8 protein-coding genes and 1 pseudogene are annotated in these 14,258 nt (G+C 71.9%); 1 reads left to right on the forward strand and 8 read right to left on the reverse strand.

What is annotated here, in order from left to right:
* Positions 1-142 precede the first annotated feature (142 nt).
* From QF035_RS35320 to QF035_RS35340, 5 genes and pseudogenes are all read right to left on the reverse strand, one after another.
* Positions 143-1,231 (reverse strand): glycoside hydrolase family 5 protein, encoded by a 1,089-nt coding sequence (locus QF035_RS35320; RefSeq protein WP_307531668.1) that lies wholly within the window; start codon positions 1,229-1,231, stop codon positions 143-145.
* Between the two features lie 261 nt (positions 1,232-1,492).
* Positions 1,493-3,010 carry a sensor histidine kinase gene (locus QF035_RS35325; protein ID WP_307524726.1) on the reverse strand — a complete coding sequence of 506 codons (1,518 nt, stop codon included), beginning with the start codon at positions 3,008-3,010 and terminating at the stop codon, positions 1,493-1,495.
* Positions 3,011-3,087: 77 nt separating this feature from the next.
* Positions 3,088-4,125, reverse strand: a complete 1,038-nt coding sequence (locus QF035_RS35330; protein ID WP_055618758.1) for a rod shape-determining protein — start codon at positions 4,123-4,125, stop codon at positions 3,088-3,090.
* A 297-nt stretch (positions 4,126-4,422) separates the two neighbouring features.
* Positions 4,423-5,295 carry a S1 family peptidase gene (locus QF035_RS35335; RefSeq protein WP_307524729.1) on the reverse strand — a complete coding sequence of 291 codons (873 nt, stop codon included), beginning with the start codon at positions 5,293-5,295 and terminating at the stop codon, positions 4,423-4,425.
* Positions 5,292-5,683 (reverse strand): annotated as a pseudogene (locus QF035_RS35340) (CU044_2847 family protein). Before QF035_RS35340 ends, QF035_RS35335 begins: the two are co-directional and overlap by 4 nt.
* A 253-nt stretch (positions 5,684-5,936) precedes the next feature.
* On the opposite strand from QF035_RS35340, the gene QF035_RS35345 reads away from it, so the two are divergent.
* The gene (locus QF035_RS35345) at positions 5,937-9,602 is read left to right on the forward strand and encodes a S8 family serine peptidase (protein ID WP_307524731.1); all 3,666 of its coding nucleotides are present in this window, start codon (positions 5,937-5,939) and stop codon (positions 9,600-9,602) included.
* Between the two features lie 84 nt (positions 9,603-9,686).
* Here the strand turns inward: QF035_RS35345 and QF035_RS35350 are convergent, their stop codons facing one another.
* The 3 genes from QF035_RS35350 to QF035_RS35360 form a co-directional block, all read right to left on the reverse strand.
* Complete coding sequence (locus QF035_RS35350) at positions 9,687-11,090, reverse strand: carboxyl transferase domain-containing protein (RefSeq protein ID WP_307524733.1); 1,404 nt, start codon at positions 11,088-11,090, stop codon at positions 9,687-9,689.
* The gene (locus QF035_RS35355; protein ID WP_373466782.1) at positions 11,083-12,612 is read right to left on the reverse strand and encodes an acyl-CoA synthetase; all 1,530 of its coding nucleotides are present in this window, start codon (positions 12,610-12,612) and stop codon (positions 11,083-11,085) included. Before QF035_RS35355 ends, QF035_RS35350 begins: the two co-directional genes overlap by 8 nt.
* A gap of 100 nt (positions 12,613-12,712) precedes the next feature.
* The gene (locus tag QF035_RS35360) at positions 12,713-14,113 is read right to left on the reverse strand and encodes an SLC13 family permease (RefSeq protein WP_307524735.1); all 1,401 of its coding nucleotides are present in this window, start codon (positions 14,111-14,113) and stop codon (positions 12,713-12,715) included.
* Positions 14,114-14,258: the final 145 nt, after the last annotated feature.

Here is a 14,258-nt window from a genome sequence, read left to right on the forward strand (position 1 = left end):
GACGCGGGGCGCAGGAGAGGACGGTGCCGAGACGTACGAGCGCGCCCGGGGGCCGGTGAGGAGCGCCGCGCCGCAGGACGAGGCTCCGCCACCCGGTGACGGGTGGCGGAGCCTGGGTGTTGTGGGTGGGGTGAGGGCCGGACTACGGCTGAACGGGCTTGCCGCGGCCCCAGGACCAGGCGAGGCGGTCGGCGCCGGACTGGTTGGTGGTGGTCAGCCAGGGGCGGGCCGGGTTGCCGGTCAGGGTCTGCAGGGAGTAGGTGTCGTCCGTGCGCAGGCCGGGCCAGTACACGGAGCCCATCTTGAGCTCGCGGAACGTGTCGGTGACGGCCTGCAGGTAGTTGATGAAGTTGTTGTCCGGGGTCGGCTTGTTGTAGTCGAATCCGGTGGTCATCGGGGAGCCGAACTCGTCCGCGACGGTCCGGTTCGCGCAGTCACCGATGCGGACCTTGAGGTCGGCCACCCACTGGTCGTAGGTGGCGTAGTCCTTCCAGAACCCGTAGTGGTGCAGCGACAGATACGTGCCCTTCAGGCGCGGGTCGGCGCAGACGGTCGTGACGTGGTCGTTGTAGCCCGCGCCACTGACGAAGACCCGGTTGCGCGGGACCTGACGGTACGTGTCCAGCCACTTCGCGGCTATGTCCGCCCACTCCGTGTCGGTGTAGCCGTGCGGCTCGTTCATCGGCTCGAAGTAGACCCGCTTGTCGCTCTTGTAGGCCTTGACCACGGTGTTCCACATGGGCCAGTACGTGGCCGTGTCGTCGATGAAGCCGTCCTTGCGCGGGCCCGTTCCCTCCCAGTACGAGAGGATCACCTTGAAGCCCTTGTCCGAGGCCGCGTCGATGACTCCGCGATAGGACTTCCAGTAGCGGCCGTTGACCGTGTACGGGTTGATGGGCAGCCGGACCGTGTTGGCACCGAGGTTCGCGCGGAAGGCCGAGATCACCCGGCTGGCCTTGGTGTACGTCTGGGCGTAGGTGTCGGACGTCGACAGGCCCGACAGCACGACCGGGTCGTCGGCGAAGTTGTCGCGCGGATCGGCCCAGTTCACGCCCTTGAACTGGGTCGTGTCCTTGCTGAGCCCGCTCGTGTGTCCGCCCGTGTGACCACTCGACGTGGCGCCGGCCGGGCTGGCGGCGACGGTGGTGCCGCTGGTCCCGGCGATCAGGAGCGCCACGAAGGCGGCCCGCAGCCGGGGGGTGAAGCGGGTGCCGGCGGAGGTTCTGCGCATCAGCTTGCCCTTTCGGAGGATGGCGGCTCGGCGCATGGCCGGAGCCTGCGCGTGACTGAGCGGCCGTCGGAGGTATGCCGGGTCGGACGGATGGTGTTTACGTAAACATCGGAACGAAGCGTTGAGTCGGACCTCGCGGCCCGAGGCTCGACTTGGGGTGATGTTTACGCAAACATCGCGGCGCCGGAATCGTGGCACCCGGCGCAGCGATCGTCAAGGTTTCCTACGCGTAACAGCTGTTGGGTCGTGGGGTGAGGGTGATCACGGATGTGTTCGCAGGGGGGACTGCCATGTCACCGTCGTCCCGGCTCCGGGTCCGTCCTCCCTGCCCGCCTCCCCCTCCCCGTCGTCGAACACCGTCAGCCGTACGCCGGGGCGGCCGTCCGGGAGTGTCGTCGTCGCGTCGACCGAGACGGTGACGCGGGTGGTGCCGGTGCGGTGGGACGCGGCCGCCAGGGCGGCGCGGAGGGCGGTGAGGAGGCGGGTGGCCACCGGCGCCGGGAGCCGGGCGTCGACCGGTCCCGTGAACTGCACGGAAGGCTGGAAGCCGAGGGCCGCCGCGGCGCCTGCCGTCTCGCGGAGGACCTTGCCCCGGAACGTGGTGGGGGCGTCGGCGGGCGGCTGTTGCAGCGCGAAGATCGCCGTACGGACCTCCTGGACGGTCGACCGGAGTTCCTCGACGGCCCGGCCCAGCATCGCGTGGACCTCGGCGTCCTGCTCCTCGTCGGCGGTGCGGCGCTGGGTGGACTCCAGCATCATGCCGGTCGCGAAGAGCCGCTGTACGACCAGATCGTGCAGGTCACGCGCGATCCGGTCACGGTCCTCGAAGACCGCGAGCCGCTCCCGCCGCTGCTGGGCGTCCGCGAGGACGAGCGCGAGGGCGGCCTGCGAGGCGAACTGCGTGGCCAGCAACTGCTCCACGGACGTGTACGGACGGCCGCCGCGCCGACGCGGGAGGGCGAGGGTGCCGATGAGCCGGCCGCCGGCCTGGAGCGGCAGCAGCATGCTCGGCCCGAACCGGTGCCGTACCTGTGTGGTCATACGCGGGTCGGTCGCCGAGTCGTCCACGAACACCGGCTCCCCGCCCAGGAGTTGCTCGAGGACCGCGCTGCCCGCCTCGATGGTCGTACCGACGAGACCGCCCGGGTCGTCGAGCGTCGACGCCGTCACGATCTCCATGCCGCCCTCGTCGGTGGGCTGGAGGATCACCCCGGCCGAGGCGTCGGCGAGCATCCGGGCCCGCTCGGCGACCGTCATCAGCGCGTCGGCCGCCGTCTCGCCGGTGAGCAGCGCCGTGGTCACGGCCGCCGCGCCCTCGATCCAGCGCTCCCGCTGACGGGCCGTCTCGTACAGGCGGGCGTTGCCGATCGCGATGCCCGCCTGGGTGGCCAGCACCCGCACCAGCTGCTCGTCCTCGCCCGTGAAGTCGCCGCCGTCGCGCTTCCCGGTGAGACGGAGGCTTCCGTACGCGTCGTCGCGTACGCGCACCGGCACGTCGAGGCGGCTGTGGGCGGCCTGCCCGGCCGCAGGTGGTTCGGGCGCGCGGAACTCCGTCGGGCCGTCGCCGGCGGTGCCGTGTACGGGGTCGGTGGCCTCCAGTGCCGCGTGCTGGGCGTCGGTCAGCTCGGCCGCGGTGTCCACGATGTGCTGGAGCGTGGCACGCAGCTCCGGGTCGACGCCGACGCCCAGGACGGCTTCGAGCACGCGGGGGAGCGGGCCACGGGGAGCGGACGGCTCGGTGGGTTCGACAGGCTCGGGGGGTTCGGAGGCTTCGCTCATGCGGGCGGCGGAGGGTCCGGCTCTCTGCGTACAAGCTGCGTATGGGTCTGTGTACGGTCCGCGTTCGGGGCGGCCGCTCAGGTGGCCAGCGGGTCTAGGGCCAGGGGCTCGATCCGGCCCTCCAGCATCGCGCCCAGGCCGAGGACCGCGCACACGTCGGGGCGTTCGGCGATGTGCACCGGCATGCCCGTCGCGTGCCGCAGCATCTGGTCGAGGCCCGGCAGCAGGGCGCTGCCGCCGACCATCATGATCCCGCGGTCGGCGAGGTCGGCCACCAGGTCGGGCGGGCAGACGCGCAGCACCTTGCCGATGCCGTCGAGCACGGCGGTCAGCGGGGTCTGGATCGCGTCGCGCACGGCGGCCGTGTCGACCTGCACGGAACGGGCGAGGCCGGTGGCCACGTCCCTGCCGTGGATCTCGGTGGAGGCGGGGCCGTGCGGGGTGAGCCCGTTCCCGGAGAGGGCGAGCTGCAGCGGTCGTACGGACTGCGACGGGAGCATCAGCTCGTGCTGGTGGCGCAGGTGCTGGACGATCGCGTGGTCGATGGCCTCGCCGCCGACGGGGATGCGCGCGGCGGTCACGATCGAGCCGAGGGACAGCACCGCGACCTGGGTGGCGGCGGCCCCGCACACCATGATCATGGTGGCCTCGGGCCGCTCCACGGGCAGTCCGCAGCCGACGCCGGCGGCGATGAGCGTGTCGACGAGTTCGACGCGCCGCGCACCGAGCCCGACGAGCGTCTCGACGGCGGCGCGCTCCGCGAGCGGGTCGGCGTCGTGCGGGGTGCAGATGGCGGCCCGCAGCCGGGGCTTGCGGCGCAGGGCGCGGCGGACCTTGTCGCCGAGCAGCTGGCGGAGCATGCGCTGGGCCATCTCGATGTCGACGACCGTGCCGCCGGAGACGGGCCGTACGACACGGATGTAGTCGGGCGTGCGGCCCGTCATCTTCTCCGCGAACTCGCCGACGGCGATCAGGGCGCCGGTCTTCGTGTTCACGGCGGCGACGCTCGGCTGGTCCACGACGAGCCCGGCGCCCTTCACGAAGACACGTGTCCTCGCCGCCCCCATGTCGACGGCGAAATGGCAGCGGCGCAACTGCTCCAGGCTGGCGGTCATGGCGGGTCCTCCCGAGAGCACGGACGGTGGGACTCGGCCGGGCGGCGGTCCTCCTTCGCATCGTGGGGGACCTGACGGGGTGTCGCCTCTTGTGGTGGGCCGGGTGGGGTGCCGCTGGACGGGTGGTCTTGGACGCCGGCCGGGCTCCGACGGGGACTCCGACGGGGACGCCGGTGGCGGACGGAGAGGCTCGGGCGGTCGGCGGGGGCTCAGGTGTTGGGGAGTGCCTGGATCAGGGGCGCCCATGAGGCCGTGGTCAGCTCGCAGCCCGCGCGGAGCAGGCGCTGCTTGTGCGGCTCAGAGCGGGTGTAGCCGAGGAAGCGGAAGGCCGATGGCGTTCGCGGCGGTCAGCTCGGCGACCGACGGCGACGCGCCGAGCTGGTCCAGGGCCCGCAGGAGGCAGTCGGGGTTCGGCATCAGCCGGGAGGGGCGGGCGGTTCGGTTGTGTGTCTGCTGCGGGTGCGTGGGGGCTGGGCGCGCAGTTCCCCGCGCCCCTGAAGGGGCGCCATCCCTTTCCGCTGCCTCCACCAGGCGGCGCAGGCGTTCCTTCTGGGGCTGGTCGTAGTCCGGGGTGGGGATCAGGTCGCCGAGGCGGGGCCAGTAGCGGGCCATGATCTGGGTGGGGAGCATGCGGCCGTTGCGGATCTCGGGGCTGCGGGCGGCGGCGGAGACCATGCCCACGACGCGGCCGGTCTCCGCGAGGGTCACCGCGGCGCCGCTGAAGCCGGGGGCCAGCGGCTGGCCGTGCGCGGCCCAAGCCTCCAGCTGGACCCACTCGCCGGCGATCAACTGGTCGGCGGTGGCCCGGTATTCGGCGAGCGTGCCCTCGTCGTACCGCTTCGGGAAGCCGTACGCGAGAAGCCTGCGCGGGGGATCCCCGTACGCGTCGGACGGTGTCGCGAACTCCGCCGGCTTCAACGAGACCGGGCGGTCCAGTTCGAGTACGGCCAGGTCGCCCGGGTCGGTGTCTCGCCCGTCCCAGCCGCCGTGCGCGATCACCCGGGCGGGCACCTCTCCCTCGCCGCCGTGCGCGAAGGGCACGACGACCGGGGCCGCGTCGCTGTGCGCGACGACGTGGGCGCAGGTCAGGACGTGCTGCTCGGTGACGAGGAAGCCGGCACCGGTGTCGCGTCCGCAGTTGATTCTCGCGTGCCAGGAAGCGCTGCTCATGAGACCGGGGTGGCCTCCGGGGAGCCCGGGGCGGGCCCGGGTGAACCGTCTGACCCACCGGAGCCACCGGAGGACCCATCGGGTGACCAGGAGAGCTTGACGACGAGATGGCCCTCGACCGCGCTCTTGGCGATCAACGCGCCCGCCTCCGCGGTCAGTTTGACCCCGAACTCGATCTCCACGGTGTCGGGCTTCAGCGAGCCGTCCCGGAGACGCGGAGTGCCGACTCGGCGGCCGCCCGCACCCCTTCGAGGGAGCTCTCGAACGTACGGGCCGCCTGGACCGTGCCGTCCGCGCGCGCGACCAGCCGGGAGCCGGACTCGTCCTCGGCGCCTTCGACGACGATCACGGCACCGTCGTCGGTCTTGAACTCCACTAAACCGTCCATGGTGTGGCAGAACCCCCGTTGTCCGTGACTGCTGACCTACCCATTGTCACGGACGGTAATTGGCGCTGTCGCGGTTTCCACAGGTCGTTCACCCGCTCTCTGGCGGAAAACCGCCAGGGCAGCTTTCCGCCAAGTCCGGTCGGCACCGCCGCCACATCGGCCACCCGAGACTCTTCGCAGCACCCGGGCACCACCCCGGTCCGAGAAGCATCCGCGAAGAACCCGCGATGAATCCGAGATGAGAGAGGTACGGATGACCAGAGGATCCGCGAGACGTGGGGCGGCGCTCGCGTCGGCCGGGCTCATGATCGCCCTGCTGCCCACGGGCGGCGCCGAGGCGCAGGACGCCGAGGCACAGGACACCGGAACCCAGGCCCGTACCCGCGCCGCCTCCGCCGCCCACACCGTCACCCTCGTCACCGGCGACAAGGTGACCGTCACCGACCTCGGCGGCGGCCGGAAGACGGTCACCGTCGAACGGCCGCGGGGCGCCACCGGAGCCGTCCGTACGCAGACGGCGAACGGCGCCGTCACCGTCGTTCCGGACGAGGCGCTGCCCCATCTGCGGGCGGGCACCCTCGACCAACGGCTGTTCGACGTCAGTGAGTTGATACGACAGGGCCTCACGGACCGGAAGACCGGCGAGCTGCCGCTGATCGTCACGTACGAGAAGGGCGCGCGCGTGGCGACTCCGCGCGGTGCCGAGAGGACGCGCGGGCTGCCCAGCGTCCACGGCGCGGCTGTCGACGCCGACAAGGGGCGGACGTTCTGGCGGGCGCTGACCCGGCAGGACGGGATCGACAAGGTCTGGCTCGACGGGCGGGTCCGCGCCGACATGGCCGAAAGCAATGCCCAGATCGGTACGCCGGAGGCGTGGGAGGCGGGACTGACCGGCAAGGGCGTCACGGTCGCCGTGCTGGACACGGGGGTGGACGTCGGGCATCCCGACCTCGACGGGCGGGTCTCCGCTACCCGGAGTTTCATCGAGGGCGAGGAGGTCGCCGACCGCAACGGCCATGGCACGCACGTCACTTCGACCGTCGGCGGCAGCGGCGCCGCGTCCGGCGGCAAGGAGAAGGGCGTCGCGCCCGGTGCCACGCTCGCCGTTGGGAAGGTCCTCAGCGACCAGGGCTCGGGCAGCGAGTCGCAGATCATCGCGGGCATGGAGTGGGCTGCGCGGGACGTCGGCGCCGAGGTCGTCTCGATGAGCCTCGGGTCGACCGAGCCCAGTGACGGCACCGATCCCATGGCCCAGGCCGTCGAGACCCTCTCGAAGGAGACCGGCGCCCTCTTCGTCGTGGCCGCGGGCAACACCGGCGCCCCTTCCTCCATCGGGTCGCCCGGCGCCGCCGACTCAGCGCTGACCGTCGGCGCGGTCGACTCCGCCGACGAGGCCGCGTACTTCACCAGCGCGGGCCCGCGGTACGGCGACAACGCCCTGAAGCCCGACCTGTCCGCCCCGGGCGTCGACATCCTCGCCGCCCGCTCCCGGCTCGCGGTCGGCAGCGGCGACTACACCGCCATGAGCGGTACGTCGATGGCGACACCCCATGTCGCGGGCGTCGCCGCCCTCCTCGCCGAGCGGCACCCCGACTGGACCGGCGCACAGCTCAAGAACGCCCTGATGTCGACGTCGAAGCAACTCGACGCGTCCGCCTATGTGTTGGGGTCCGGGCGAGTGAGCGTGCCGGAGGCCGTGAAGGCGTCGGTCACCGCGACGGGAAGCGCCGATCTGGGCTTCTACCAGTGGCCCTACGAGTCGAACGAGCCGGTCACCAGGACCGTCACCTACACCAACTCCTCCGACACGGCGGTCGAGTTGAGCCTCGCCGTGCGGGGAGCGCCCGAGGGGGTCGCGACACTCGCCGACTCCATGCTGACCGTGCCCGCGCACGGGGCGGCCTCCACGACCGTGACCGGGGACGGCGGCAAGGCTCCGGTGGGCAACACCAGCGGGCAGATCGTGGCCTCGGCGGCGGACGGCGCGACCGTCGCCCACACCGCCTTCGGCCTGGTCAAGGAGGAGGAGCGGTACACGCTCACCGTCCACGTCAAGGACCGCGCCGGGGACGCGACCGCCGCCGACCTCGTCGTGCAGCGGCTCGCCGAGGGCGTCGACCCGTTCCCGGCCCCGGTCGGTGACTCCGGCACGGTGGAACTGAGACTGAAGCCCGGCACGTACAGCCTGAACACCTTCCTCGACGTACGCGGCAGCCGTGGCGCCGACTCGCTCGGGCTCGGCTTCCTGGCCGCACCCGAGATCGACCTCGACCGGGACCGCGAAATCACCCTGGACGGACGCAGGTTGAGGGAGGTCGCGGCCCGTGTCGACCGGCGCACCGAGACCCGGCAACTGCTCATGGAGTACGACCGCGCGGCCAACGGCTCGGACCTCTTCGGGGCCGTCCAGGTGCCGGTCAGGTACGACAGCGTCTTCGCGGCACCCACGGCGAAGGTGACGAAGGGCAGCTTCGAGTACCGGACCGTGTGGCGGCTCGGAAAGCCGATGCTGGAGGTCAAGGGGGTCGGGGAGGCCGTCGTCCAGCCCGGCAGCACGCTCGTCGAGGGGCGCCGCAAGCTGCCGCTCGTCGATGTCGGCACCGGGGAGTACGGCGGAAAGGACGTACGGGGCAAGGCCGTTCTCGTCCGGATGCGGGAGGGGGCGGAGCCCGCCGCGATCGCGCAGGCCGCCCAGGACGCGGGCGCCGAGGCCCTGTTCGTGACGGACGACGTGCCCGGACGGCTCAACGCCTGGTTCGGCACCGACGACAACGCCGACCGGCCGATCCAGATCGCCACGGTGAACACGGCGGACGCTGCCCGCCTGCGCGCGGCCAAGAGGGCCGAGACGAACGGGACACGCAACACGCCCTACACGTACGACCTTTCGGAAGGGCATCGCGGGAGCATCCCGGCCCGGGATCTGACGTACGAGCCCTCGCGCGGCCAACTCGCCGTGCTGGACACCAGGTTCCATGCCGTGAAGCCCGTGTCCGGCAGCGAGTTCCGGTACTCGCTCACCGACGACTCCTTTCCCATGGGCATCGGCTTCCAGGAGCGGATCGACTTCCCGGCCGAGCGCACCGAGTACGTGTCCACCGGCTCTGGCCAGCTGTGGCACGAGTCCGTCAACGTCGGCGCCGGGGACCTGGAGGAGCGCAGCGGGCTCGTCCGCTACCGCGGGGGTACGCGTCCGGACCTCGACTGGTTCCGGCCCGTCTGGCAGCCGTGGCTCGGCAGCGGGCTCGGCTGGGGGCAGCAACGGGCGGGCGGCCAGCTGCAGTTCAACACCCCGGGCTGGGGCGACTCCGGGCCCGACCACACGGGCTTCGGCAACGTGTGGAGCGATGAGACCGGCATGACCCAGTTCACCGAGGTGTACCTCGACGGGGAACTGGTCGACCGGCGGATGAGTTCCGGCGTCTACGTCTCGGACGCCCCCGCGGACGAGCACACGTACAAGGTCGTCACGGACACGACGCTGGACGCGGACCGCTGGAAGCTCTCCACCAAGGGCCACTCCGAGTGGACGTTCAGGTCGGCGGCCACACCCGAGGACCGCTGGACCGTACTGCCGCTGCTCAACCTCGGCTTCGACGTCGATACGGACCTCGCGGGGAACGTGCGGGGCGGGAGCCGGCTGCCGGTGGGGATCCACTCCTCGTACGTGGCGGGCGCGACCGACACCGGCGCCACGGGGACCATCGGCGGCGGGAAGCTCGAAGTCTCCTACGACGACGGGAAGTCGTGGCGGACGGTACGGCTGTCCGGCTCCGGTTCTGGCTCGGGTGAGGCTGAGTGGAAGGGGACGGTCACCGTGCCGCGCGGCGCGGAGTACGTGTCGCTGCGGGCCTCGGCGAGCGACGACCGGGGTGGTTCGGTGACGCAGGAGATCGTCCGGGCGGTGGGCGTGCGGTAGGCACGGCACGGACCGTACGGGCGCGGACGGCGCCGCCTCCCCCTGGGGCCGGGAGGCGGCGCCTTCGTTCCTGGAACGGGCCTGCTATGGCTGGGACTTCAGTGATTCCACGATGCCGCGTACGACACCGAGGTCCACCAAGTCCTGGGGGCGGATGCGGAGTTGGTCCGCCGTGGCGCGTACCTCCTCCGGTGGTCGCTTGAGGATGGCCGCCGCGAGCTCGGGGGCGATGACGGAGAAGTAACTGTCCGGCGTGGCCCAGGTGTTGTCCGGTGCGGCGAGGGCCAGCGCGCCGCCCGAGCCGCCCTCGCCGAGCAGCAGCGTGGTGACGGGTGTTCCGGCGGCGGCCACGGCTCCGAACACGTCCGCGATCGCCGCGCCCGCGCCCTGCCGTTCCGCCTCCGCGTCGTTGGCGGCACCCGGGGTGTCCACCAACGTCAGTACGGGGATACGGAGTCGGTCCGCGAGCCGGATCAGCCGGGCGGCGGTGCGGTAGCCGGCCGGGCGGGTGGCCGTGCCGGTCTGGGCCGCGTAGGCGACGGTACGGCCGCCGTCCTTCAGTACGCCGAACCCGCAGAGCATCCCGTCGTCCGTGCCGCCGCAGCGGTCGCCGCTGATCTCCGCCCGACGGTCGAGGTAGGAGTCCAAGTAGGCGCTGGCGCGGGGGCGTTGCGATGAACGGGCGTTGCCCACGGCCTCCCAGCCGGTGGCCGGCAGGCCGGTGTCGGCCAGGGCGGGCGGGGGCGGGACCGGCTCGGCCGACGGGTGGCTCAACAGGTGAAGCCACAGCCCTAGTAGCCCGGGCAACTCCGCCGGTGGCACCAACGCGTCGACCGCTCCCGCCGCCAACTGCGCCTCCGCCGTGTACGCCGCCGGGTCGGCCTCGGGCGGACGTACGCGTGAGCCCGCGAAGCCGACCTGGGCGCCCGGGAGGGCGAGGACGACATCGGCGCCCGCGCCCAGGGTGGCCCAGCCGCCGCCGGTCGTGGGGTCGCGCAGGACCGCGATCTGCGGCAGCCCTGCCGCGCGCGTGAGCGTCGACTGCCGTGCCACGCGCTGGAGTTGGACCAGCGCGCGCATGCCCTCCTGCATGCGGCTGCCGCCCGTGGCGACGAGGGAGACGACCGGGAGCCGGTGCTCGCGCGCGTACGCGTAGGCCGCCTCCAGCCGGTCACCCGTGCGCTCGCCCAGCGATCCGCCGAGGAAGCCGAACTCGAAGGAGATCAGCACGGTTGCCGTCCCGCCGACGGTCGCCGTACCGCAGACGACCGACTCCTCCTCACCCGTGCGGGCGGCGGCGCGGGCACGCGAGGCCTCGTAACCCTGCCAGGACAGGGGACCGCCCGGCCCGTACTCCCTTACGGAGCTTGCCGTGCTCGCAGTGCCTGCGGGGCTCACTGGGCCCACGGGGCCGGTCAGTTCGGTGAACCCGGACGTGACCAGGTCGATCGCCTCGCGGGCCGTGTAACGCGGGACGCCCTCAGTCATGGGTCAGCGCACGCTTCATGATCTTGCCCATGTCGTTGCGGGGCAGGGCGTCGAGGTGGTGGACGACGCGGGGCCGCTTGTGGGGCGCGAGGCGCCGGGCCACGTGATCCGCCAACTCATCGACGGAAGGTGGTGATTGGGGATCCGAGGGCACGATCCACGCCACGATCCGCTCACCCAGGTCGGCGTCCGGTTCGCCGGTGACCGCGGCCTCGCGCACGCCCGGGTGTTCCAGCAGCGCGTTCTCGATCTCGCCCGCCCCGATCTTGTAACCGCCGCTCTTGATCAGGTCGGTGGCCTTCCGGCCGACGATGCGTACGTAGCCGTCGGGGTCGCGCACCGCCATGTCACCGGTGCGGAACCAGCCGTCCCCGGTGAAGGCCGCCGCGGTCGCCTCGGGGCGGTTCAGATACTCGGTGAAGAGGTTCGGCCCGCGGACCTGGATCTCGCCGACGGTCTCCCCGTCGTACGCCTCCACGGCCGTGGTCCCGTCCTCCTCCGTCAGCCGCAGTTCGACGCCCGGAAGCGGGACGCCGACCGTGCCCGCGCGCGGCTCACCGTCGGCGCGGACGCTGGTGTTCATCAGGGTCTCCGTCATCCCGTACCGCTCGATGACGCGTCGCCCGGTCGCCTCCGCGATCCGTTCGTGGTCGTGCACGGGCAGGGCCGCCGACCCCGACACGAGCAGCCGCGCCCTGGCCAGCGCCTTCGCGAGCGCGGGGTCGTCGGGCAGGGTCTCCGCGATCCGGTGGTACATCGTCGGCACCCCGAACAGCATGGTGGCGCCCTCGCTCAACTCCCTTGTCACGCCCGCCGTTTCGAAGCGACCCAGATGCCGTACGGAGCCGCCGCGGCGCAGCGGGCCGAGGATGCCCAGGATCAGGCCGTGCACATGGAAGAGGGGGAGACCGTGCACGAGGACGTCGTCACCGGTCCACTGCCAGGCGTCCGCGAGGGCGTCGAGGGTGGTGGCGATGGCCCGGCGGGGGATGACGGCGCCCTTCGGGGGGCCGGTGGTGCCGGAGGTGTAGACGACGAGGGCGGGGGTTTCGGGGGTGAGGCCGGGGAGTCCGACGGTGGCGGGGGCGCCGGTGGCAGGAGATGCCGCCCCCGTTCCGCGTACGTCGATGTCCGCGTTGATGTCGATGTCGACGCGGTCCAACGCGGCGAGTGCGGGCGGGAGTTGGGTTCCCGGTGCGGCGAGCACCAGCGTCGGGGCGCTGTCCGAGACGATGTGTCCCAGCTCGCTCTCGCCCGACTTCGGGTTGAGCGGTACGGCGGGGACTCCGGCCAGCAGCGCGGCGACCACGGCGACGGCGGTCTCCAGGGTGGGGGTGGCCCAGACGGCGATCCGGCCGGCCTCCGCGACTCTGGCGGCGAGGGGGGACGCGATGGCCGCGAGCTCGCCGTAGGTCAGGGAGCGGTCGCCGAAGCGCAGGGCGGGCCGGTGCGCGCCGGGGCCGTCCGGGTCCGCCTGGGCCTCGGTCAGGGCCGGGAAGAGAACCGGGGAGAGAGGGGACACGCGTCGTACTCCTTAGTCGTTCGTCGAAGGTCGCCCGTAGGGAACCGCCGTAGGAAGCCGCCGTCGAAGGCCGCTGTCCACACGGTTGGCGCGGCCGGTGTCATCCCCAGCCGGGGACCACCAGCGCGAGCCACACCACGGCGGGGACCACGGCCACCACGATCCCTCCGTACATCATCAACTGCCGGAAGAAACGCTCCCGGTCGACGCCTGGTGCCGCCGCGAGCACCAACGCTCCGTTCGTCGAGAACGGGCTCACGTCCACCACGGTCGCCGACACCGCGAGCGCCGCCACCATGCCGACCGCCCCGATCTCGCCCTGCGCCAGGAACGGCACGGCCAGCGGGATCAGCGCTCCCATGATGCCGACGGACGAGGCGAACGCGGAGACCAGCGCGCCGATGTAGCAGAGGAGCACGGCGGACAGCAGCGGGACGCCGATGTCGCTGACGCCCTCGCCGGCCCAGTCGATCGTGCCCATCTCGTCCAGGACACCGACGTACGTCAGCACACCGCAGATCAGCAGGACCGTCGGCCAGGCGATCTGGGAAACGGCGTTGCGGCTGTCCTCCGGCCAGCAGGTGCTGAGGAGAACGGCGAGGGTGATCGAGGTGAGGCCGGCGTCGAGGTCGAAGGCGAGCACGGCCACGACCAGGGCGACGAGAGCGGCGAGGGTGGCCATACGGGCCGGGTTGAGCCGCGTGGTGTCGTCCGCGGGCTCCTCTGAAGGCTCCTCTTTTGAAGGGTCCTTTTTGCGGTCGGCTTCAGGGCCCTCGGGCTCGCTCTTCTCATCGGCGTCCGCGCCCGCGCTCGCCGACGACGAGGCCGAGGCCGAGACCGCCGACGACGCCGAGGAGGACGCCGAGACCGAGACCGTCTCCGTGACCGATTCGTCGTTCCGCAGCTTCAGCCCGCCGAACAGGACGAACACCACCCCCGCGATCACGAGGTTGACGACGAGCGAGGCGAGGAACAGGGCGATCTCGTTGCCGGGCAGCTTCTCGCGCTCGACGATGCCGTTGACGATCGTCCCGTAGATGCTGATCGGGGAGAAGCCGCCGCCCTGCGCGCCGTGCACCACCATCGCGCCCATCAGCAGCGGGCTGATGTGGTAGCGCGCGGCGAAACTCAGCGCGATCGGCGCCACGATGGCGACGGCGGCCGGGCTGACCGCGCCGATCGCGGTGAGCGCGCCCGTCAGCACGAACATCACCCACGGGATCAGTACGACCCGCCCGCGCACGAGCCGGATCGAGGCGTGCACCAGCCAGTCGGTGGTGCCGTTGGCGCGGGCGATCGCGAACAGATAGGTCACGCCGACGAGTACGACGAAGAGGTCGCCGGGGAAACCGGCGAAGATCGTGTCGGTGTCGAAATCCGCGACGAGTTCGCCGACTCCGAAGGCGGCGGCGAACGCGAGGGCGCCCATGTTGATGGAGCGGGTGGTGGCGATCACGAACACCACGACGAGCACAAGGATCGAGATCAGTTCGGCGGACATACGGGCTCCCGTCTTTGGGTCCCTTGTCGAGCGGGTGGCGAGTGGGTGGCGAGCGAGGTGGCCGATTGGCCAAGTGGCTGAACCACATTGGGTGGTGCTCGTGGAGAGCGTCAAGAGAAGTGACGTAAATTGGCTCAGCCACTCA

The sequence above is a fragment of the Streptomyces umbrinus genome (genome assembly GCF_030817415.1).
Classification (GTDB): Bacteria; Actinomycetota; Actinomycetes; order Streptomycetales; family Streptomycetaceae; genus Streptomyces; species Streptomyces umbrinus_A.